The 21,488-nt window shown below is 64.3% G+C and carries 19 protein-coding genes; 9 read left to right on the top strand and 10 right to left on the bottom strand.

What is annotated here, in order from left to right; translation table 11 throughout:
• The first annotated feature begins 8 nt into the window (after positions 1 to 8).
• Positions 9 to 1,451 carry an MFS transporter gene (locus NKI35_RS14165; RefSeq protein WP_352740479.1) on the top strand — a complete coding sequence of 481 codons (1,443 nt, stop codon included), beginning with the start codon at positions 9 to 11 and terminating at the stop codon, positions 1,449 to 1,451.
• 18 nt (positions 1,452 to 1,469) lie between these two features.
• On the opposite strand, the gene NKI35_RS14160 is transcribed toward NKI35_RS14165, so the two are convergent.
• A complete protein-coding gene (locus tag NKI35_RS14160; protein WP_023670762.1) occupies positions 1,470 to 2,174 on the bottom strand; it encodes a nitroreductase in 705 nt (234 codons plus the stop codon).
• Between the two features lie 282 nt (positions 2,175 to 2,456).
• Here NKI35_RS14160 and NKI35_RS14155 point away from each other — a divergent pair, with 282 nt between their 5' ends.
• The 5 genes from NKI35_RS14155 to NKI35_RS14135 all read left to right on the top strand — a co-directional run bounded on the left by NKI35_RS14155 (position 2,457) and on the right by NKI35_RS14135 (position 10,069).
• Positions 2,457 to 2,999: a helix-turn-helix domain-containing protein gene (locus NKI35_RS14155; RefSeq protein ID WP_352520570.1), complete on the top strand. Its 543-nt coding sequence runs from the start codon at positions 2,457 to 2,459 to the stop codon at positions 2,997 to 2,999.
• Between the two features lie 95 nt (positions 3,000 to 3,094).
• A complete protein-coding gene (locus NKI35_RS14150) occupies positions 3,095 to 5,548 on the top strand; it encodes a GcvT family protein (protein WP_352740477.1) in 2,454 nt (817 codons plus the stop codon).
• Positions 5,545 to 6,444, top strand: a complete 900-nt coding sequence (locus tag NKI35_RS14145) for a homocysteine S-methyltransferase family protein (protein ID WP_352740475.1) — start codon at positions 5,545 to 5,547, stop codon at positions 6,442 to 6,444. The genes NKI35_RS14150 and NKI35_RS14145 overlap by 4 nt, the downstream gene beginning before the upstream one ends.
• On the top strand, positions 6,444 to 7,625 hold the full coding sequence (locus NKI35_RS14140) for a pyridoxal phosphate-dependent aminotransferase (protein ID WP_352740473.1): 1,182 nt from the start codon (positions 6,444 to 6,446) through the stop codon (positions 7,623 to 7,625). The genes NKI35_RS14145 and NKI35_RS14140 overlap by 1 nt, the downstream gene beginning before the upstream one ends.
• A complete protein-coding gene (locus NKI35_RS14135) occupies positions 7,622 to 10,069 on the top strand; it encodes a GcvT family protein (protein ID WP_352740471.1) in 2,448 nt (815 codons plus the stop codon). Before NKI35_RS14140 ends, NKI35_RS14135 begins: the two co-directional genes overlap by 4 nt.
• 171 nt (positions 10,070 to 10,240) lie before the next feature.
• On the opposite strand, the gene NKI35_RS14130 is transcribed toward NKI35_RS14135, so the two are convergent.
• From NKI35_RS14130 to NKI35_RS14100, 7 genes are all read right to left on the bottom strand, one after another.
• Positions 10,241 to 10,822 (bottom strand): NAD(P)H-dependent oxidoreductase, encoded by a 582-nt coding sequence (locus tag NKI35_RS14130; protein WP_352740469.1) that lies wholly within the window; start codon positions 10,820 to 10,822, stop codon positions 10,241 to 10,243.
• A complete protein-coding gene (locus NKI35_RS14125; RefSeq protein ID WP_352740467.1) occupies positions 10,822 to 11,403 on the bottom strand; it encodes an NAD(P)H-dependent oxidoreductase in 582 nt (193 codons plus the stop codon). The genes NKI35_RS14130 and NKI35_RS14125 overlap by 1 nt, the downstream gene beginning before the upstream one ends.
• 283 nt (positions 11,404 to 11,686) lie before the next feature.
• Positions 11,687 to 13,090: an FAD-binding oxidoreductase gene (locus NKI35_RS14120; protein ID WP_352740654.1), complete on the bottom strand. Its 1,404-nt coding sequence runs from the start codon at positions 13,088 to 13,090 to the stop codon at positions 11,687 to 11,689.
• Positions 13,090 to 14,391: a cytosine deaminase gene (locus tag NKI35_RS14115; protein WP_352740465.1), complete on the bottom strand. Its 1,302-nt coding sequence runs from the start codon at positions 14,389 to 14,391 to the stop codon at positions 13,090 to 13,092. The genes NKI35_RS14120 and NKI35_RS14115 overlap by 1 nt, the downstream gene beginning before the upstream one ends.
• 198 nt (positions 14,392 to 14,589) lie before the next feature.
• Complete coding sequence (locus NKI35_RS14110; RefSeq protein WP_023670772.1) at positions 14,590 to 15,441, bottom strand: ABC transporter permease; 852 nt, start codon at positions 15,439 to 15,441, stop codon at positions 14,590 to 14,592.
• Positions 15,428 to 16,252, bottom strand: coding sequence for an ABC transporter ATP-binding protein (locus tag NKI35_RS14105; protein ID WP_023670773.1), 825 nt, complete (start codon positions 16,250 to 16,252; stop codon positions 15,428 to 15,430). The genes NKI35_RS14110 and NKI35_RS14105 overlap by 14 nt, the downstream gene beginning before the upstream one ends.
• A gap of 2 nt (positions 16,253 to 16,254) precedes the next feature.
• Entirely contained in the window at positions 16,255 to 17,259 is a 1,005-nt protein-coding gene (locus NKI35_RS14100; protein ID WP_023670774.1) for an ABC transporter substrate-binding protein, read from the bottom strand.
• A 255-nt stretch (positions 17,260 to 17,514) separates the two neighbouring features.
• Between NKI35_RS14100 and NKI35_RS14095 the strand changes: the two genes are divergently transcribed.
• Positions 17,515 to 17,898 (top strand): RidA family protein, encoded by a 384-nt coding sequence (locus tag NKI35_RS14095; RefSeq protein ID WP_023670775.1) that lies wholly within the window; start codon positions 17,515 to 17,517, stop codon positions 17,896 to 17,898.
• A gap of 53 nt (positions 17,899 to 17,951) precedes the next feature.
• The gene (locus tag NKI35_RS14090; protein ID WP_023706114.1) at positions 17,952 to 18,755 is read left to right on the top strand and encodes a creatininase family protein; all 804 of its coding nucleotides are present in this window, start codon (positions 17,952 to 17,954) and stop codon (positions 18,753 to 18,755) included.
• 9 nt (positions 18,756 to 18,764) lie between these two features.
• Here NKI35_RS14090 and NKI35_RS14085 read toward each other — a convergent pair whose 3' ends face one another.
• Together NKI35_RS14085 and cobD are read right to left on the bottom strand one after the other, a co-directional pair.
• Complete coding sequence (locus tag NKI35_RS14085) at positions 18,765 to 19,274, bottom strand: tyrosine phosphatase family protein (RefSeq protein ID WP_352740463.1); 510 nt, start codon at positions 19,272 to 19,274, stop codon at positions 18,765 to 18,767.
• Complete coding sequence (gene cobD / locus NKI35_RS14080; protein WP_023707848.1) at positions 19,271 to 20,326, bottom strand: threonine-phosphate decarboxylase CobD; 1,056 nt, start codon at positions 20,324 to 20,326, stop codon at positions 19,271 to 19,273. Before cobD ends, NKI35_RS14085 begins: the two co-directional genes overlap by 4 nt.
• Between cobD and cbiB the strand changes: the two genes are divergently transcribed.
• Positions 20,325 to 21,302: an adenosylcobinamide-phosphate synthase CbiB gene (cbiB, locus tag NKI35_RS14075; RefSeq protein ID WP_023706117.1), complete on the top strand. Its 978-nt coding sequence runs from the start codon at positions 20,325 to 20,327 to the stop codon at positions 21,300 to 21,302. The two genes, cobD and cbiB, sit on opposite strands and share 2 nt — an antisense overlap.
• Positions 21,303 to 21,488 lie beyond the last annotated feature (186 nt).

The following is a 21,488-nucleotide window of genomic DNA, read 5'->3' as shown; positions in this document are numbered from 1 at the left end:
ACATCCCCATGACCGCATCACTATCCGCCGGCGCCACGGATCGCGCCGATGTGTCGGCCAGAGCCTTGCTCCTGCTGCCGCTGACGGTCGCCTGCGGCGTGTTCATGACCAGCCTCGACCAGAATGTCGTGGTCACCGCCCTGCCCGGTATCAGCGACAGCCTCGGCCGGCCGCCGAGCCAGCTCGGCCTGTTGATCACCGTCTATGTCGCCAGCCTGATCATCTCGATGCCGCTCGGCGGCTGGGCCGCCGACCGCTTCGGCTTGCGCAACGTTTACTGCTTCGCCTTGCTGGTGTTCGCCGCGTCATCGGCGCTGTGCGGATTGTCCAACGACATCTGGACGCTGGTCGGCGCCCGCGCGCTGCAAGGCTTCGGCGGCGCCTTGATCGGGACGCTCGGCCAGGTCGTCATCCTGTCGACCTTCCCGCGCAGCCGCACGCTGAAGATCAACATGTATATCTCACTGGCCGGCCAGTCCGGACCGCTGGTCGGCCCGCTCGTCGGCGGCGCGCTGACGACTTACATTTCATGGCGCTGGATCTTCTTCATCAACGTGCCGTTCGCGCTGGCGGCCGCCGTCCTTGCCGCCTCGCTGTTTCCGACGGTCACCAAGCCGGTGCGCACGCCGTTCGATTTTCCGGGCTTCCTGCTGGTCGGCGGCGGCATGGTCCTGCTGGTCTTCGGCATGGATTCGCTTGCGGCCAAAGACGCCGCCGGCAGCATGATCGCGGCCGAGCTGGCGCTGGCGATCGTCATCCTGACGCTTGCCTCCTTCTACTGCCTGCGCGCCCGCAACCCCTTGCTTGACCTGAAACTCCTGCGCATCCGCACCTTTCGCATCTCCTTCCTCACCGGTGGTGGGCTGGACACGATCGGCCTGAGCTCGGTCGTATTCCTTTTGCCGCTGATGTTCCAGCTCGGCTTCGGCATGAGCGCGGTGCAGGCGGGATCGCTGACTTTCGTCGCCGCAATCGGCTCGCTGATCATGCGTGTCTTCATGCCGCGCCTGCTCAACCGTTTCGGCTTTCGCCGCGTGCTGGTCGTCAACACGCCGATCGTTGCTGCCATGGTAGCGGGCTTCGCCTTGATTGAGGCGACAACGCCGGTCTGGATTGTGCTAGCCTATATCTTCGCCTTCGGCGTTCTGCGCTCGGCGCAGTGGGCTTCGACCGGCAACCTCGCCTATTCCGACATCGCGCCCGACCAGCTCGCCCGCTTCAGCGCGCTCTTCTACATACTGTGGCAGTTGGGGGTGGCGATCAGCGTCGGCCTGGCGGCGGCGCTGTTGTCGTTCCTGGCTGGCGGCGGGCCGGCGGTGACCAACGATTTCCGCATCCTGTTCGTGGTCGAGGGCGTCATCACGCTGTGCGCGCTGATCGCCTATCTCAGACTGACACCGCAGGACGGCGCCCATGTCAGCGGCTATGGCCCGCAGATGAACGTGGAATAAGGCCCCGGTAGCCGAGGCCTAGCCGCTGAACGTCACCCACTCTTCCAGCGGCACGCGGTCGGTGCGGAAGTCGTTTTCGGGTTTCGACGTATCCTCGAGGCCGAGCGCCATGCCGCAGACGACGATCTCCTCGTCGGGGATGTTGAGCACCGGCCGGATCTGCCGGTGATAGGGCGCGAAGGCGGCCTGCGGGCAGGTGTGCAGGCCCCTGCCTCGCGCCGCCACCATGATGTTCTGCAGGAACATTCCGTAGTCGATCCACGAGCCCTGGTTCAGCCGCCGGTCGATGGTGAAGATCATGCCGACCGGCGCGTCGAAGAAGACGAAGTTGCGGTCGTGCTGGGCGCGCATCTTGTCGACCTCGCGGCGGCCGATGCCGAGTGCCCCATAGAGCCCGAAACCGTTGGCGCGGCGGCGGGTGAGATACGGCTCGAAGAACTGGGTGGGGTAATAGCGATACTCGTCCCAATCGGCCTTTTCGGCGCGGATACCGGAATTCAGGATGGCATCGGTGATCTGCTGCTTGACCTCGCCCTTGACGACATAGACCCGCCAAGGCTGCATATTGGTGCCCGAAGGCGCGCGCGCGGCGACGCCGAGAATGGCTCGGATCGTCTCGTCATCGACCATGTCGGGCAGGAAGGCGCGCACTGAACGGCGCGAGATGATCGCCTCGTCGACAACAGCGGCGTTATGCGCTGCCAGGCCGTTTTTTTCCAGCATGGGCCGTCCCTTTGCGCACACTTCGAAAGCCGAACCGGCTATCGGAGAAGACCTTGCGCAGATTTCAATCCTTGGTCGCCGACCCGCATTCCTACACCGCCACTCGTGCCAGAGCCTTTGCATGAACCGCCAAAATCGCGCAAGCAAATCTTGTGTGTCCATGAAAATTCGCTTGATTTTTTCACGGACATGAGCTCTCATGAAATTCGTTTCCAGGTTTTCATCAAGTGAGCGTTTTTGCCCCCAGCTATCCCCAAAACATTGCAGGGACCCGACGAGCGCCTGCTGGCGAGCGACATCCGTGCGCTCCGCAAGACGCGTGGGCTGACGCTTGCTGAGATCGCGCTGAAGCTTGGCCGCTCTGTCGGCTGGGTCAGCCAGGTCGAGCGCGGCCTGTCGATTCCTTCGCTCGGCGACCTCAGGGCCTTCGCCGATCTGTTCGGCGTGCCGCTCAGCCTGTTCTTCAGCCACGACGTGCCGATCGAAAAGGAGCGCGGCGTTGTCGTGCGCGCCGGCAGCCGGCGCACGCTTGGCACAAGCGAATCCGGCCTGGTGGAGGAGCTTCTGTCGCCCGATCTCGGCGGTAGTTTCGAGATGGTGCGTTCGATCTTCGCGCCGGGCGCCGAGATGAAGAGCGAGCAGCTGCGGCCGACCGAGGAAGCCGGCTACATCGCCTCTGGCGTTTTCGAGATCGAGATAGCAGGCGTCTGGCACCGGCTCGGCGAAGGCGATTCCTTCCGCTTCGAGCGCAAGCCATACCGCTGGCGCAATCCCGGCACCGAGCCGGCCGTAATCATCTGGGTGGTTTCGCCGCCTGTTTATTGAATGCATGTCGCCCAAAGTGTGCAGCGGTTTTGGGAAACGACATGCGTCAAGCAAAAAGATAGAAGCGCAGCGCGCTTCCGGTTTGGGAGAAGAATATGGCCGGTTTGCCGACCACGGCGCGCGTGGTAATCATCGGAGGCGGTGTCGTCGGCGCCTCCTCGCTCTACCATCTGTGCAAGGCGGGCTGGACCGACTGCGTGCTGCTTGAAAAGAACGAGCTGACATCGGGCTCGACCTGGCATGCCGCCGGCAACGTGCCGACCTTCTCGTCGTCCTGGTCGCTGATGAACATGCAGCGCTATTCGACCGAGCTCTATCGCGGCTTGGCTGATGCCGTAGACTATCCCATGAACTACCACGTTACCGGCTCGCTCCGCCTCGCCCACACCAAGGAGCGCATGCAGGAGTTCCAGCGCGCCAAGGGCATGGGCCGCTACCAGGGCATGGACATCGCCATTGTCGGCCCTGATGAGATCAAGCGCCGCTATCCCTTCATCGAGACGCATGACCTCAAAGGTGCGCTCTACGATCCAAACGACGGCGACATCGACCCCGCGCAGCTGACGCAGGCACTGGCCAAGGGTGCGCGCGACATAGGCGCCAGGATCGTCCGCTTCTGTCCGGTGTCAGGTGTGCGCCGCGAGAACGACGAATGGGTTGTCGAGACGCCGCAAGGCGAGATCCGTTGCGAGATCGTCGTCAACGCCGCCGGCTACCGAGCCGCGGAAGTCGGCAAAATGTTCGGCCGCGACGTCCCGATGATGGTGATGAGCCATCAGTACATCTTGTTCGAGGAAATCCCCGAACTGGTGGCGTGGTCGAAGGAGCAGGGCAAGAAGCTGCCGCTGCTGCGCGACGTCGACACCTCCTACTATCTGCGCCAGGAAAAGAACGGCATGAATCTCGGTCCCTATGAGCGCAATTGCCGCGCGCATTGGGCAACCCACAACGACCCGATGCCGGAGGACTTTTCCTTCCAGCTCTTCCCCGACGATCTCGACCGTCTCGAGCACTACCTTGCCGATGCCGTAGCCCGCGTGCCGATCCTGGGCACTGCCGGCCTGTCCAAGGTGATCAACGGGCCGATCCCTTACGCGCCGGACGGCAATCCGCTGATCGGTCCGATGCCCGGCGTTCCCAACGCGTTCGAGGCCTGTGTCTTCACCTTCGGCATCGCCCAGGGCGGCGGCGCCGGCAAGGTGCTGGCCGAGTGGATCACCGAGGGCCAGACCGAATGGGACATGTGGTCCTGCGATCCGCGCCGCTTCACCAGCTTTGCGGCCGCCCCCGACTATAGCGTTGCCAAGGGCACGGAGATCTACGGCAACGAATACGCCATCCAGTTTCCGCGGCATGCCTGGCCGGCCGGGCGCGACCGCAAGCTGTCGCCGATCCACGATCGCATCAAGGCCCTCGGCGCCCAGTTCGACGCCTATAATGGCTGGGAGCGTGCCACCTGGTATGCGCAACCCGGTGACGACACGTCGGAAGAAGCAACACTCACCTTCCGCCGCGACGGGCCGTGGCAGCACCGCGTGCGCGAAGAATGCCTGGCGGTGCGCGACGCCGCCGGCATTCTGGACCTGCCCGGCTTCTCGCGCTTCAACCTCGAAGGTCCTGGCGCAGCCGAATGGCTGGCGCTGCAGGTCACCGGCCTGGTGCCCAAGCCGGGCCGCATCGGCCTCGCCTATTTCGCCGACGACAAGGGCCGCATCGTCACCGAGATGTCGGTGGTGCGCCATGGCGAAGAGCAGATGACGCTGATCACCGCGGCGGTAGCGCAGTGGCACGATTTCGAATGGCTGAAGTCGCGCCTGCCGAAAGACGCAGCTTTCACCCTCACCGACAGGACCGAAGACTATTCGACGCAAATTCTCGCCGGTCCCAATTCGCGCAAGATCCTGGCCGAGGTCTGTGGCGCGGATCTCTCGCTGCCCTGGCTGACGCATCAGGAAACCACCATCGCCGGCCGCTGGGCGAAGCTGGTGCGGGTATCCTTCGCCGGCGAACTCGGCTGGGAAATCCACACCAAGGTGGGAGACACCGCCGCCATCTTCGACGCCATCTGGGCGGCGGGACAAAAACACGGTCTGAAACCGTTCGGCATGTATGCGCTGGATTCGCTGCGCCTCGAAAAGGGCTACCGGACCTGGAAGGGCGACCTGTCGACCGACTATACGGTCCTGCAGGGCGGGCTCGAGCGCTTCGTCAAATGGGACAAGCCCGACTTCCGCGGCAAGGCAGCCCTGCAGAACGAAAAGCAGCAAGGCGTGAAGAAGCGCTTCGTCACGCTGGTGGTCGAAAACCCAGGCGATTGCGACGCGCCGTCCGTGTCGACGCTCTGGCATGACGGCAAGATCGTCGGCGAGACGACGTCCGGCGGCTGGGGGCATCGCATCGACAAATCGATCGCGCTCGGCATGCTGCGCGCCGACCTGGCTGAACCCGATACCGCGATCGAGATTGAAATTTTTGGCGATCGTTTCAAGGCAGTCGTGCAGAAAGACGAGCCGCTGTGGGATCCGAAAAACGAAAGACTGAGAGCATGAAGAAAGTCATTCTCACCGATGGCGGCATGGGCCAGGAACTGGTCCGCCGCAGCAGCTCCGAGCCGACGCCGCTCTGGTCGGCCAGGGTGCTGATCGACGAGCCGGATCTGGTGCGTGACCTGCATGCCGAATTCATCCGGGCCGGCGCTCGCGTCATCACCATCAACACCTATTCGGCAACGCCGGAGCGGCTCGCGCGGGAAGGAGCAGAAGACCTCTTCAAGCCCTTGCAGAAGCGCGGCATCGAATTGGCAAGACAGGCACGCGACGAGGCAGGCGATGCAGCGATCGCCGGCTGCCTGTCACCGCTGTTCGGCAGCTATGCGCCGGCGCTGACCATATCGTTCCAGGAGACGCTGGACATCTATCGCCGCATCGTCGCCGAGCAGGCCGATGGCGTCGACCTGTTCCTGTGCGAGACCATGGCCTCAGCCGAGGAAGGCCGTGCGGCCGTCACCGCTGCGTCGGAAAGCGGCAAACCTGTCTGGGTGTCTTGGACTCTCGCCGATCACGGCGCGCCGCGCCTGCGCAGCGGCGAAACAATAGCGGCAGCGGCGGGCGCCCTCGACGGCCTGACGGTTGCAGCGCGCCTGGTCAATTGCTGCCGGCCAGAAGCGATCGCCGCGGCACTGCCCGAATTGATTGCTCTCGGCGGCCCGGTCGGCGCCTATGCCAACGGCTTCACCTCTGTCGAAGCGCTCAAGCATGGCGGAACGGTCGAAGTGCTGCACGCACGCCACGACCTTGATCCGGATCCCTATGCCGACCAGGCGCTCGGCTGGGTCGCCGCTGGCGCCACCATCGTCGGCGGCTGCTGCGAAGTCGGCCCTGCCCACATCGCTGCCTTGCGCGACCGGCTCGAACAGGCCGGCCACGAAATCTCGGGAGTATCCTGATGCCCAGACCGTCATCGCGCATTTCCGGCATCGTGCCTTCGGGCAAGGATGGCTGGGAGGTCCACACCGAGGCATGGGCCCGCAAGGAGGCCGGCCAGGACATCATCATGCTGTCGGTCGGCGACCATGATTTCGATACGCCGAGCCAGACGATCGAAGCCTGCGTGACGGCGGTTCGCGGCAGCAACCATCACTACACCCCGCTTCCCGGCGTTCCGCGCCTGCGCAGGGCGATGGCGGCGGCCTCGACCGCTTGCACCGGGGTCGAGACGGCACCTGACCAAGTCATCGCCACGCCGGGCGGCCAGGCTGCCCTTTACGCGGCCGTGCAGGCCGTTCTCGACCAGGGCGACCACGCCATCGTGGTGGCGCCCTACTACGCGACTTATCCCAACACGTTCAGCGCCGCCGGCGCCAGCTTCACCGTCGTCGAGACGCCGGCCGAAGACGGTTTCCAGCCGCACGCCGAGATGATCCGCGCTGCGCTCAAGCCCAACACGCGCGCCATTTTGATCAACACGCCGAACAACCCGACCGGCGCCGTCTATTCGCGTGAGCGTCTGGAAGAGCTGGCCGAGATCTGCCGCGAGCACGATCTCTGGCTGCTGTCGGACGAGGTCTACTGGACGCTCGGCGGCGGCGAGCACATCTCGCCGCGCGGCCTGCCCGGCATGGCGGAGCGCACGCTGGTCATCAATTCGATGTCCAAGAGCCATGGCATGACCGGCTGGCGCATGGGCTGGCTGACCGGCCCGGCGCAGATGATCACGCTGTTGACCAATCTCAATCTGGTGACGACCTACGGCCTGCCGGCCTTCATCTCGATCGCCTGCGCCGAGGCGCTGGAGAACCGCTATGGCGTCAAGGAGATCGCCGAGCGCTATGCGGCGCGCCGCACCGTCCTGCTCGGCGCCGTGCGCGGCATGAACAATATCAGCGTGCACGGCTCGGAGGGCGGCATGTATGTCATGCTCGACATCTCCGCCGTCGAGCCCGACGACGAGAAATTCGCCTGGGCCTTTCTCGACCAGGAGAGTGTCGGCGTAATGCCGGGTTCCAGCTTCGGCAAGGCCGCTGCCGGCCACATCCGCATCAGCCTCTGCCAACCGGAGCCGGTGCTTCAGGAAGCCGCAAAACGCCTGCGCCGCTTCGCATCCGGCTATCGCCGCGAGGCCGCATGACCAGAAGCATTCCCACCAAGGCCCGCGCGGTTATTATCGGCGGCGGTGTCTCCGGCTGTTCGGTCGCCCACCACCTGGCCAAGCTCGGCTGGACCGACATCGTGCTGCTCGAACGCAAGCAGCTGACCTCGGGTACGACCTGGCACGCCGCCGGCCTGATCGGCCAGCTGCGCGGCTCGCAGAACATGACGCGGCTGGCGAAATATTCGGCCGACCTCTACGTCAAGCTGGAAGCCGAAACGGAAGTCGGCACCGGCATGCGCCAGGTCGGCTCGATCACCGTGGCGCTGACCGAGGAGCGCAAGCACGAGATTTACCGGCAGGCCTCGCTCGCCCGCGCCTTCGATGTCGATGTGCGCGAGATTTCGCCTGGTGAAGTCAAGGAGATGTACCCGCATCTCAACGTGTCCGACGTGGTCGGCGCCGTGCATCTGCCGCTCGACGGCCAGTGCGATCCCGCCAACATCGCCATGGCGCTGGCCAAGGGCGCCCGCCAGCGTGGCGCCGCCATCGTCGAGAATGTGAAGGTCACCAAGGTCCACACCAAGGCCGGTCGCGTCACCGGTGTGTCGTGGGCGCAAGGCGAGGATCAGGGAACGATCGAGGCCGACATCGTCGTCAACTGCGCCGGCATGTGGGCGCGCGAGCTCGGCGCCCAGAACGGCGTCACCATCCCGCTGCATGCCTGCGAACATTTTTATCTCGTCACCGAGCCGATCCCCGGGCTCGGTCGTCTACCGGTGCTGCGCGTTCCCGATGAATGCGCCTACTACAAGGAAGATGCCGGCAAGATGATGCTCGGCGCTTTCGAGCCTGTGGCCAAGCCCTGGGGCATGGACGGCATAAGCGAGGATTTCTGCTTCGACCAGTTGCCGGAGGACATGGAGCATTTCGAGCCGATCCTCGAAATGGGCGTCAACCGCATGCCGATGCTGGCAACCGCCGGCATTCACACCTTCTTCAACGGCCCCGAAAGCTTTACCCCCGACGACCGCTATTATCTCGGCGAGGCCCCGGAACTCCGTGGCTACTGGATGGCGACCGGCTACAATTCCATCGGCATCGTCTCGTCCGGCGGCGCCGGCATGGCACTGGCGCAATGGATCAACGATGGCGAAGCGCCCTTCGACCTCTGGGAAGTCGACATCCGCCGCGCCCAGCCATTCCAGAAGAACCGTAGGTATCTCAAGGAGCGTGTCTCCGAAACACTCGGCCTGCTCTATGCGGATCACTTCCCCTACCGGCAGATGGCAACGTCCAGAAATGTCAGGCGCTCGCCCCTGCACGAACACCTGAAGGCGCGCGGCGCCGTGTTTGGCGAAGTCGCCGGCTGGGAGCGCGCCAACTGGTTCGCCCGCAAGGGACAGGAGCGCGAATACCGCTATTCCTGGAAGCGGCAGAACTGGTTCGACAACCAGCGCGAGGAGCACCTGGCGGTCCGCAACAAGGTCGCCCTGTTCGACATGACCTCGTTCGGCAAGATCCGTGTCGAAGGCCGCGACGCCTGTGCCTTCCTGCAAAGGCTGTGCGCCAACGATATGGACGTGGCGCCGGGCAAGATCGTCTACACCCAGATGCTCAACCAGCGCGGCGGTATCGAAAGCGACCTCACGGTGTCGCGGCTATCTGAGACCGCCTACTTCCTCGTCGTGCCGGGCGCGACGCTGCAACGCGACCTCGCCTGGCTGCGCCGGCATGTCGGGGATGAATTCGTAGTCATCACCGATGTCACGGCAGCTGAGGCCGTGCTCTGCCTGATGGGTCCGGATGCGCGAAAGCTGATCCAGAAAGTCAGCCCCAACGATTTCTCCAACAACAACAATCCATTCGGCACCTTCCAGGAGATCGAGATCGGCATGGGCCTCGCCCGTGCCCACCGCGTCACCTATGTCGGCGAACTCGGCTGGGAACTTTATGTCTCGACCGACCAGGCGGCTCATGTCTTCGAGGCGATCGACGAGGCCGGCGGCGATGTCGGCCTGAAACTTTGCGGCCTGCATACGCTGGATTCCTGCCGCATCGAAAAGGCGTTTCGGCATTTCGGCCACGACATCACCGACGAGGACAATGTGCTGGAGGCCGGCCTCGGCTTTGCGGTCAAAACCGCCAAGGGCGAGTTCATCGGCCGCGATGCGGTGCTGAAGAAAAAAGAAGCCGGCCTGTCGCGCCGGCTGGTGCAGTTCCGGCTGAAGGACCCGCAGCCTCTGCTCTTCCACAACGAGGCGATCCTTCGCGACGGCAAGATCGTCGGCCCGATCACATCAGGCAACTACGGCCACCATCTCGGCGGCGCGATCGGGCTGGGCTATGTGCCCTGCCAGGGCGAGAGCGAGGCGGATGTGCTGGCCTCTTCCTATGAGATCGAGATCGCCGGCGAGCGCTTTCCGGCGGAAGCATCGCTGAAACCGATGTACGATCCCAAGGCGGAACGGACGAGGATGTAGCACCTTTTTACCCTCCCCTTGTGGGGAGGGTCGGCTCGCAGTCGGAGCGAAGCGGCGATTGCGAGACGGGGTGGGGGGGTGCGCCCTACGAGACCCCCCACCCCGCTTCGCAAAAGCCGCCTTGCGGCATTTGCTGCGCGACCCTCCCCACAAGGGGGAGGGTGAAGAAGCTCAAAACCGCTCCAGCTTCGCCCGCACCTTCACCAGAAACGCCGCCCTCGTCCTTGGCGTGGAGGCGTCCATCAGGTAGTGCGCCAGGAAAAGCGTCCGGCAGCGGCGGGCGCACAGCGCGCGCATACCGCGCAGCAAGGTCTTGCGGCCGGGCTGGCCGACGACGACGCTCCACCAGGTCGGCGCGCCGCAGGTGGTGATGACGCCGACCCTGGTGACATGTGTCATCAGCGACGTGATGCGCCCCTTGCCCAGCTTGAAGGCGACACCGGTCGCCCAGACCCGGTCGAGCCAGCCCTTCAGCATGGCCGGCAGCCCGTACCACCAGGTCGGATAGATGAACAGGATCGCCTCAGCCCAGGCGAGATGCTCGAAATGCGGTTTTAGGGCCGGATCCTCCGGCGCCCGCTCATTGTAGGCGCGCCGCTCCTCGCTACCCATCACCGGGTCGAATTTTTCGGCATAGAGGTCGAGCAGCCGTACCTCCCAACCCCGCGCCTTCAGCACGTCGACGGCGGTATCTCTGATCGCGGCGCAAAAACTTTCGGGCACCGGATGGCAATAGACCACCAGCACGCGCATCAGAATTCATCCATCCCGGCCGCGACCTTGGCGATGAAGGCTGCCCGCGTCTCGTCGGTCGACAGGTTCATCGAATAATGCGCGAGGTAGGACACCGAGGCGCCGGGCCTGATCGTCGCGCGCAGCATCCGTTTGACCAGCCGGCGCGGCGGATCGCCCATCAGCATGGCGCGCAAGCGGCTGCCGCCATAGGTGGTGACGGCGGTCAGCTTGCGGATGTTGTGGAGCGAAGGCTGCGCCTTGCCGTCGACCAATTTGAACGACACGCCGGGCAGAAACACGCGGTCGAAAAAGCCTTTCAGGATAGCCGGAAAGCCGTAGTTCCAGACGGGATATGACAGCACCAGCGCCTCGGCCTTGAGCAGCCGCTCGACATAGGGCGCGGCCGGGTCCGCAGGGCTGCGTTGGTTGTGATAATCCAGCCTCTCCCCGCGCGTCAGCCTGGGGTCGAAATCCTCGGCATAGAGATCGCAATCGTCGACCTCATGGCCGGCCGCCGTCAGCCGCTCGACGATCGTGCGGTGCAGGCTGGCATTGAAGCTGGTCTCCACCGGGTGTGCGTAAAGGACGAGGACTTTCATGGGAAATTGCTGGGGTCGGCGCGAGGCACCCCCGTCTGCCCTGCCGGGCATCTCCCCCGCAAGGGGGGAGATCGGACTGCCGCATCGCTTTCACTAATTGTCAGCGTGTCAGATTGGCTGCGGCGTTCAGGCTGCCAATCTCCCCCCTTGCGGGGGGTGAGAAGTGGTCGGCGAAGCCGATGGGAAGCCAATTGCTTGGCTTTCCAAACGACGAACGCCCGAAGCGGCAGCGTAGGGCCTGTGCCGGCAGGACAGAGGGGGGTGCTCAAGCTCAAACCTCTGCTCATTCTGCTTTCTGCAAACCCTTGAACAAAAAAGTCCGGCCCGAGCGATAGTCGTAATCCGGATTTTCCCAGGCGATCATCTTGCCGGGATTGAGCAGGCCTTGCGGATCGGTCTCGCGCTTGAAGGCCAGCTGGATTTCATCCGTCTGCTTCATGCCGCCCTCTTCCAGCGTGTAGCGGTGCGGGTTGAAGATCGGGCAGCCGTTCTCCTCATGCAGCCGGATGATTTCGTTGAGCCGCGCCTCGGTGGTGAATTTCACCAGCGGCAGGCCGAAGCAGGTGATGTTGCCGTCGAGGCGCACGAATTCGAGATGCGAAAAGACTTCGCCCGGAAACATCGCGTCCATCTTCTCCACCAGCGCCAGCTGGTTGGGGAACGGATAGAGCGATTGCAGATAGGTGATCGCGGGATCGACCCGCAGTGCCCTGAGCGTGGTGTGGTTCCACGCCAGCTCGAAGCCCGGCGGCAGGCCCTTTTTCTCTTCGTCCGTGGCCGTCGCGGCATTGAAGATGACCTCGCCGCCGGCGCGGCGGGTGAAGGCGAGGAACGCGTCTAGCCCATGCCGGGCAACCATGACGACGCAGATGCTTTGCCCGTCCCGGAAGAACTTCTGGTGGCGCTTGAAATAGAGCTGCGGCACGGGCGCGGCGATCGGCGTGATCAGCTTGGTCAGGATGCCGTCCTGGCGTGCCAGCGCGTTGCCGTAGCGGGCTGCCGGCATGAAAGCGTCGAAGCCGACGATCACGTCGATCCATTCATAGGCTGCAGTCAGCGGCATCTCGACCTCGGTGATGATGCCGTTCGTGCCATAGGCGTGGGTGACCTTGTGCAGGTCCTCGCCGGTGAGTTCGAGCGCCTTCGGCTCCGCCTCCATAGTGACGACGCGCAGGCGCAGCACATTGCCGAAATCACGCAGACCGCCGAAATTGATCGAACCGACGCCGCCCGAGCCGCCGGCGATGAAGCCGCCGATCGAGGCGGTGTTGTAGGTCGACGGCGACAGCCGCAGTTCCTGCCCGGAATGCGCGCGCGTCGCTCTGTCGATGTCGGCGAGGATCGCGCCCGGCCCGGTGACGACGCGGCCCGGCGCTATGGCCTTGATCTCGTTCATCTCGGCAAGGTTCAAAACCACGCCGCCCGACAGCGGCATCGCCTGACCGTAATTGCCGGTGCCGCTGCCGCGCGGCGTCACCGGAACGCCATGACGGTGGCAAGCGGCAAGCACGCGGATCAGTTCGGCCTCGTTCCTGGGCGTCACGATCAGGTCGCCGGTGACGTGGTCGAGCTGCTGCTTCAGCACCGGGCTGTACCAGTAGAAGTCGCGGCTCTTCTGCTGGACGATGGCCGGATTGTCGTCGAGCTTTATCCCGTCGAGATCGCGTTTGAGCGCCGAAACATCCATCATTCCACCATCAGTTCGTCGAGCTCGGCATAGTCGGGCACTTGCCTGTCGATCGCTCGGCCGTTGCGCACGACGATGCGATCCGATTCGGGCCGCGACAGCAATTCCGTCCAGCTCCGCCCTTTGAAGACGATGAAATCGGCGCTGCCACCGGCTGCCAGTGTCCCGACACCGTCGAGCCGCATCACCTTGGCCGGCGTCGCCGCCACCGTCTGCGGCCAGTCGCCGACCGGATGGTCGAAATGCAGGATGCGCGTCGCCATGCGGTAGACCTCCAGCATGTCGAGATCGCCATAGGCATAGAACGGATCGCGGGTGTTGTCGGAGGCGACCGCGACCGCAATGCCCCTCGCCTTCATCTCGTGCAGCAGCGTCACGCCGCGCCAGCGAGGCGTGGTCTGGTCGGCGCGCCGGTCCTGCAGATAGAGATTGCACATCGGCAGCGACACCACGGCAAGCTTGGCCTTGGCGACCTTGTCCAGCGTGTCGAGCACGTCGAGGTCCGGCTGGCGCGCCAGAGAGCAGCAATGTCCCACCAGTATGTTGCCCTCAAAACCGTTCCAGAGTGCGGCCTCGGCAATCTTCTTCAGCGAGATCGCCGCGATATCGTCGGTCTCGTCGGCATGGAAATCGAGATCGAGCCCGTGCCTGTTCGCCTCGGCGAACACCTTGTCGAGAAGCTCTTCGAGATCCGGCACCATATAGGTGACGACGCCGAGCACGCCCTTGGCCGCAGCCACACGCTTGGCCAGCCTCTCGAACCACTTTCTGTCGCGCACGCCTTCGATGCCGAGCAGGCAGGCTGCCTGCAATTCGATGCGGCCGCGCCATTTGTCCCGCATCGCCTCGAACACCGGCCAGGAGGTCTCCTCCTGCGGCGGCACGCTGTCGAGATGCGTGCGCAGCGCCTTGGTGCCGTGCGCGTAGGCCGAGCGCAAAGAGAAATCCATGCGCCGCGCCACATCCTCGGCGCTCCAGCGCGCTGCACGGTCGGCGCCGGTGGCATTGAGCGCGCCCATGAAACTGCCGTCGGGATTGGGTTTGCGCGGCCAGATATGGCCCTTGTCGATGTGGGTGTGGCAATCGACGAAGCACGGCAGCATGATGCGGCCGGCAAGGTCGATGGCGGTGGCTGGCGCTTTTGATTTCTTGTGCGCGGCGATGGCTGAGATCTTGCCATCGGCGACCGTTATGTAGGCCAGGGCGAAGCCGTCGCTGTCGTAAGTGGCGGCAAGACCTGATGTCAGCGACCGGTGAAGGCGGACGTTGGTGAGATGGTACGAGCCAGAGGTCGGTATCAAGGACCGCCCCCCTCTGCCCTGCCGGGCATCTCCCCCTCAAGGGGGGAGATTGGCAGCTTTTCCGACAGCACCCGTCTTCCAACGTCGATAATTGGCGAAATCCCGGATGACGTCCAATCTCCCCCCTTGAGGGGGAGATGGCCGGCAGGCCAGAGGGGGGTGTTTCGCGCCAGCATCTCAATCACGTCACCCAACCCCCTACCGCTCCTGCTTCAGCGCGCTCTCGTGCCAGCGGCGCAGGATGAGATGCGACACCAGCGACAGCACCAGGAAGATCAATATGCCGGTGAGCGAGATCAGGATCAGCGCCGCGAACAGCCTTGGCGCGTTGAGGCGGTAGCCGGCCTCGATGATGCGCGACGCCAGCCCCGACGACTGCCCCTGCGCGCCGGCGACGAACTCGGCCACCACGGCGCCGATCAGCGACAGGCCGCCGGCTATCTTCAAGCCTCCTAGAAAATACGGCATGGCCGCCGGCAGTCTGAGATAGCGCAATTGCTGCCAGCGCGTCGCGCCGTTGAGCTTGAACATGTCGCGCAGATTGCGGTCGACCGAATTGAGGCCGAGCGTGGTGTTGGACAGGATCGGGAAGAACGCAACGATCCAGGCGCAAAGCAAAAGCTTCACCGTCTGGTTGTCCACATAGATGTTGATGAGCGGGAAGACCGCCACGATCGGCGTTACCTGCAGCACGATGGCGAAGGGAAAGAACGACATCTCCACCCATTTCGATTGCGCAAACAGCACCGCCAGTCCGACGCCGCCGACCACTGCAAGCAGCAGACTGAGGAAGGTTATGCGCAACGTGACCAGCAGCGCGGAGAACAGGAGCCCGGCATCGCTATAGAGCGTCCACAGCACCACGCCGGGGCGCGGCAGAATATATTGCGGGATCGCGTTCCACACGCAGATGCGGTCCCACAGCCAGATCGCCAGGATCATGATCGCCAGCGGCAAGACCCACCGGCCGATCCGCTCCAGCCGCTCCTGACGTACGCGGCCGGCCTCCTCCGCGTCGAGCGTTGCGGCATTCTGGTCAATGGCCGTCATGGTGCGGTCCGGCTGATGTGTTGATGGCGTTGACCAGGATGTCCGAGGCCTGGCGGCAGAGCGCGGCATAGTCGGGCGAGGTGCGAAACACCTCGTCGCGTGGATAGGCGGCATCGATTGCCAACTCGGCATGGACGCGGCCCGGCCGCGCCGCCATGACGACGACGCGGTTGGACAGGAACACGCTTTCGAAGACGCTGTGGGTGACGAAGACGACGGTGAAGCGCTCTTCCTGCCACAGCTCCAGAAGGTCGTTGTTGAGCTTGAAGCGGGTGATCTCGTCGAGGGCGGCGAACGGCTCGTCCATCAACAGAATGCGCGGCTTCGTCACCATCGCGCGTGCGATCGAGACGCGCATCTTCATGCCGCCGGAAAGTTCGCGCGGCACGGCGTTTTCGAAACCGGTCAGGTGCACCCGCTCCAGCATCTCCATCACCACCGGCGCCGCCTTGGCACGCGACACGCCTTTCAGCCTGAGCGGCAGCCAGACATTGTCGAAGACATCGGCCCAAGGCAGCAGCGTCGGTTCCTGGAAGACGAAGCCGATATTGGCGCGGTCGATCGAACCGCCCCAGTCGAGTTGACCGGATGTCGGCGTCGACAGGCCCGCGATCAGCCTCAACGCCGTCGACTTGCCGCAGCCGGACGGCCCGAGCAGGCTGACAAAATCGCCCTCGCGGATGGCGAGATCGACGTCGCTCAATGCAGTCACGCCATTGGAAAACACCTTGCCGACATGGCGCAGCGTCAGCAGCATCGGGCCTTCACCCGATGCCGTCATGGGCGCCTGCGCCATCTTTTCCAGCTTCACGATTACTTCTTCAGCTCGATTCCGACACCTTTGTTGATGAAGGCCAGCGTATAGGCCTTCTTGATATCGATGCCCTCGGGCGTGACCTTGGCCTTGACCATCTTGTCATAAAAGCTCTTGATCCGGTCTTCGTTCATGGCGCCGATGCCGAGCTTTTCGGTGTCGCCGGAATCGGCCAGGCCGAACTTCTTCATCTGCTCGATCGAGAAGGCAATCTGCTCGTCGCTCATGTCGGGATTGTCTTTCTTGATCATCTCGTTGGCGGCCTTGTTGTCGCCGTAGAGGTAGTTGTACCAGCCCTTGGCCGAGCCATCGACGAAGCACTGGACCACCTCCGGCCGCTTGTCGATCGTGTCCTGCATCACCTCGATCGTCGTCGAATAGGTGTCCCAGCCATAGTCGGCGAGCAGGAACTGGTTGGGCACGAAGCCGCCTTCCTTCTTGACCGCAAAAGGTTCCGAGGTGACGTAACCCTGCTGGATCGACTTCTTGTTGGCCAGGAATGGAGCGGTGTTGTAGGTGTAGGGCACGCGCTTGGCGGCATCGAAACCGAGTTCGATGACCATCCACTGGAAGAAGGTCTGGACGCCCTCGTCGCCGAGAATGTACTGGTCGGCGTTCTTCAAATCCTCCCACTTGTCCAGCCCCTGCCCCGGGTGGGACATGATGACTTGAGGGTCCTTCTGGAAATCGGCGGCGACGACGCGCATCGGGATGCCCTGCTGGACGGCGTCGAAAGCCGACAGCAGATTGCCGCCCATGTAGAAATCGAGCTTGCCGGCCAGCAGCAGCGGCCGCCCGCTGACCTGCGGACCTCCCTGCGAAATCGTCACGTCGAGGCCACATGCAGCGTAGGTGCCGTCGGCGACGGCCTGGTAGTAGCCGCCATGCTCGGGCTCGGCCAGCCAGTTGGTGCCGAAGGTGACCTTCTCGTTTGCTGCCGCGCCGAACGTGCCGGCTCCAAGCAGCGCGACCGCAAGCGCTGAAATCTTCTGTTTTCCGTACATCGACACCACCCTTTGTTGGCTCCGGAGCGTCACGCGCCGGGCTCGACACCATTGATCCAAGAAGCAAGACACATGCCACCGCCCGGGCCGCCTGCTTGCGCGGCAGTCACTGCCAACACCGGACGGGTCATGCTGTGCGGGAGGCATCGTGCCTATTTTTTGGACGCCTGTCCACAATCGCCCTTGTGCCATGCACCACATCTTGAACGTACTATCGGTCACGTCTTAGGCTGGTCTCGCAGACAGGAGATTGCCATGTTCAGATACCTCGCGCCGAAGTCGATCAAGCCGCCTTTCGCCCGCTACAGCCACGGCGTCGAGGTGCCGCCAGGCAAGCGGCTGGTTCTGTGCTCCGGCCAGGTCGCGATCACGGCGGACGACCAGATCCCCGAGGATGCCGGCGCGCAGGCCGAGCTCTGCTTTCAAAACATAGCGGCGATTCTGGCTGAAGCCGGGCTGGGGCTAGGCGACATCGTGCGCATAAACGCCTACGTCACCGACCGCGCCTTTCTGCGGCCCTATATGGACGTCCGCGACCGCTTGTTTGCCAGCCCCGCGCCCGCCTCGACGCTGATGATCGTGTCAGGCTTTGCGCGGCCGGAGTTCAAGGTCGAGGTCGAGGCGATTGCGGCTGGGTGATCGACAGGCGACGTTTGGCGCGCTAGGTCTCCCTCACAGTCAAGAGGCATGACATGACCGTTGCAAACAGACGCGTTTGGTGGGGCGACTACCGGACCACCGAATACGCCGCGATCGATCCGGAGGCGACGATTGCCGTGCTGCCGGTGGCGGCGATCGAGCAGCACGGCCCGCATCTGCCTGTATCAACCGATACCTCGATCATGAACGGCATGCTGGAGACGGTCATCGCCCGCCTGCCCGGCGATCTCGACATCCGCATCCTGCCGGTCCAAACGGTCGGCAAGTCGAACGAGCATCTGCAGGCGCCGGGCACGCTCACCCTGCCGGCGGCCACCCTGGTCGATGCCTGGACCGAGCTTGGCCTGTCCGTTGCCCGCGCAGGCGTAAGGAAACTGATCGTCGTCAACTCGCATGGCGGCAATGAAGAGATCATGGGCATCGTCACGCGCGAGCTGCGCGTGCGTGAGAGGATGCTGGCGGTGAAGACCAGCTGGCAGCGCTTCGGCCGCCCCGCCGGCATGTACACCGAGCTGGAAGACCGCCATGGCATCCATGGCGGCGACGTCGAGACCTCGTTGATGCTGCATTTTCGCCCGGAGTTAGTCGACATGGCCAAGGCCGACAATTTCGCCTCCAAGGTCGCCCGCGCCGAAACCGAATTTGCGCTGCTGCGCCACACCGGAACGCACGCTTTCGCCTGGATCGCTGGGGATCTCAACCCCAACGGCGTGGTCGGCGATGCCAGCATTGCCACGGCCGAGAAAGGCCGACTGACGGCGGAGCATCAGGCCAACGGCTTCATCACCCTGTTGAAGGATGTGCGCAAGGCGAAGCTTGCCGACTGGCTGGCATAGCGGGCCGCCTTAGCCGTCGATCTTCAACACGAAAGGCGTACCCTCAAAAGCATCGGCGCCGCGTCCGATCGCCTCGATCGCTTCGATCATGCGGCCTTGTCGTGAGAGCAGAGCATCCGCGACGGCGATCAACCGTGGATTGGGTGTCGCCGAGGGCGAAAGCTTCCGCAATGTCTGCGCAAGTTCGACTTCGTCGCGCTTCGGGGCGAGCGCCGCCGCAATGATACAGGCCGAGGCGGTCGAGCGGCTGATGCCGGCATAGCAATGGACGACCATGGGTTTGGCGCGGTCCCATTTCCGGGCGAAATCGAGCAGATTGCGCACATGGTCTTCGCCGGGCATGGTCATGCCGTCCTGCGCCACCGCGATGTCGTGCATGACCAGATGCAGGTGGTTTTCCCTCGCGATTGAGGCCGGCCGCGTCACCTCGGTGCCGGCAGCGAGCAGCGACAGCACGCGCTCGGCGCCGCTTTTGGCCACCGTCTCCTCAAGCTTTGCCAGCGAACAGATATGGATCATGGCGCGATCTCCTTCGACCCATCGTCGCGCCGTGCGTGCCAGTCGGCAAGCGCCGATTCGAGCCGCTGCCATTCCTCCTGACTTCCAGGCAGCCCCGCGCGGAGCACCTGGGGACGCTCGGAAAAATGCCTGAGCAATATGCCGCGCTCACCGAGCGTCGAAAACAGCCCCGGTGCATCGGCAAGCCGGAGATAGCGAAACAGCGTCGTGCCGCCGGCGACAGCAACGCCAAAGCGCGAAAGCAGTGCATCGAGCCGCGCCGCATCCTGCGCCAGCCGCCGCCGCATGCCGGCCTGCCAGCCGCTGTCGGCAAGCGCGCGGATGCCGTATTCGAGCGCTGGGCCGGCGACCGCCCAAGGGCCGAATTGCGTTTCAAGCCTTTCGACCGTCACCGCATCGGAAAGTGCGAAGCCGAGCCGCAGGCCGGCGAGACCGAAGAACTTGCCAAACGAGCGCAGCACGACGATGCCGCCCCGCCCGACATCGCCGGCCAGGCTTTCCGCGTGCGGGCCGACATCCATGAAGGCTTCGTCGACGACCAGCAGACCGCCTATGGCGCGCAATGTCTCGGCAAGCCGAAGCAGCCTCTCCCGCGACACGACGCGCCCGTCGGGATTGTTGGGATTGACGACGATGGCAATTTCGGCTCCCGCAAGCGCCTCGAAATCGTCGACCTCCGCCACCGCATGGCCGGCAATCGCGGCGGCCCTGGCATGCTCGGCATAGGTCGGCCCGAGCACCAGCGCCTTGCCGGGGCTGACCAGCGAGGCGACGCGCGGCAGCAGGATCTGCGTGCCCGGGGCGACCGCCACATTCTCGGCCGAAGGCGCGCCATAGGCGCCGGCCGCGACCCTGGCCAGCTCACACAGGCGCGCGGCCTCCGGCAATCGTGACAGGGCGGTGGCGGGCAGCTCGAAAAGCGGGTAGGAGTGCGGATTGATACCTGTCGAGAGATCGACGAAAGGTTGTGGCGCGTGAGGGAAGAGCGCCCTCGCCCGGCCAAGGGATCCACCGTGATCCACCACAGTAATCGCTCCATCAGAAAGCTTCATGTCGATCCTGATCGCTTTCCTGTCGCTGGCCATCGAACGCATCCTGGGTTACCCGGACTGGCTGTTCCGTGCCGTCGGCCATCCCGTCACCTGGTTCGGCAGGCTGATAGCCTTTCTCGACCTCAGGCTCAACCGCGACACTGATTCCGACGCGCTGCGTCGCCGCCGCAGCGTGCAGGCGCTGCTGGTGATCGTGCTGGTGCCGGCGGCAATCGCCTTCATCGTGCAAATCCTGCTCTGGCAGCTCTTTCCTGCCGGCATGATCATCACGGCAATCCTGGCCTCGTCGCTGCTGTCGCAAAAGAGCCTTACCGAACATGTCGAGGCGGTGGCCGATTCGCTGGATACCGGCGGGCTGGCGCTCGGCCGCATTGCGGTTGCGCGCATCGTCGGTCGCGATCCAGAGAAGCTCGACCATGCCGGCGTCAGCCGCGCCGCCATCGAAAGCCTGGCCGAGAATTTCTCCGACGGCATCGTTGCGCCCGCCTTCTGGACAGGTGTCTGCGGTCTGGCCGGCGGCGTGGCCTACAAGGCCGCCAACACCGCCGATTCGATGATCGGCCACCGCACCCCGCACCACGAGGCCTTCGGCCGCGCGGCAGCACTCTTCGACGACTGGATCAACCTGCCGGCGTCCCGGCTGACCGCGTTGCTGATCGTTGCCGCCGCCTTTCTCGTTGACGGCGCCGATCCCCGCAACGCCTGGCAAGCAGTGCGGCGCGACGCCAAAAAGCACCGCTCGCCCAATGCCGGCTGGCCGGAAGCGGCAATGGCCGGCGCACTCGGCCTGGCGCTCGCCGGCCCGCGCAGCTATGGCGGCGTCATCATCGAGGACGCCTATATGGGCGAAGGCGGTAGGCGCGCGGCGGAAAGCCAGGACATCAGGCAGGCGCTGAAATTGTACCAGGTGGCGGACTATCTGCTGATTGGGCTGTTCGGGTTGCTGTCGGCGGTGCTTATCGCGGTGACGTTCTGAGAGCTTACCGTCGCCTTCCTTTACCCTCCCCCTTGTGGGGAGGGTCGGCGCGAAGCGCCGGGGTGGGGGACTGCGTACTACGAGAACCCCCCCCCCCCTAACCGTAGCCGGTAGCCCCACCCCCCCATGGGGGGGGTAAAACGGTATGTAATCCCCACAAAACAAAAAACCCCACAGTGCGTTTAC

Source organism: Mesorhizobium sp. M0676 (assembly GCF_040320535.1).
Taxonomy (GTDB): domain Bacteria; phylum Pseudomonadota; class Alphaproteobacteria; order Rhizobiales; family Rhizobiaceae; genus Mesorhizobium.
This window is presented reverse-complemented; position numbering and strand designations above follow the sequence as displayed.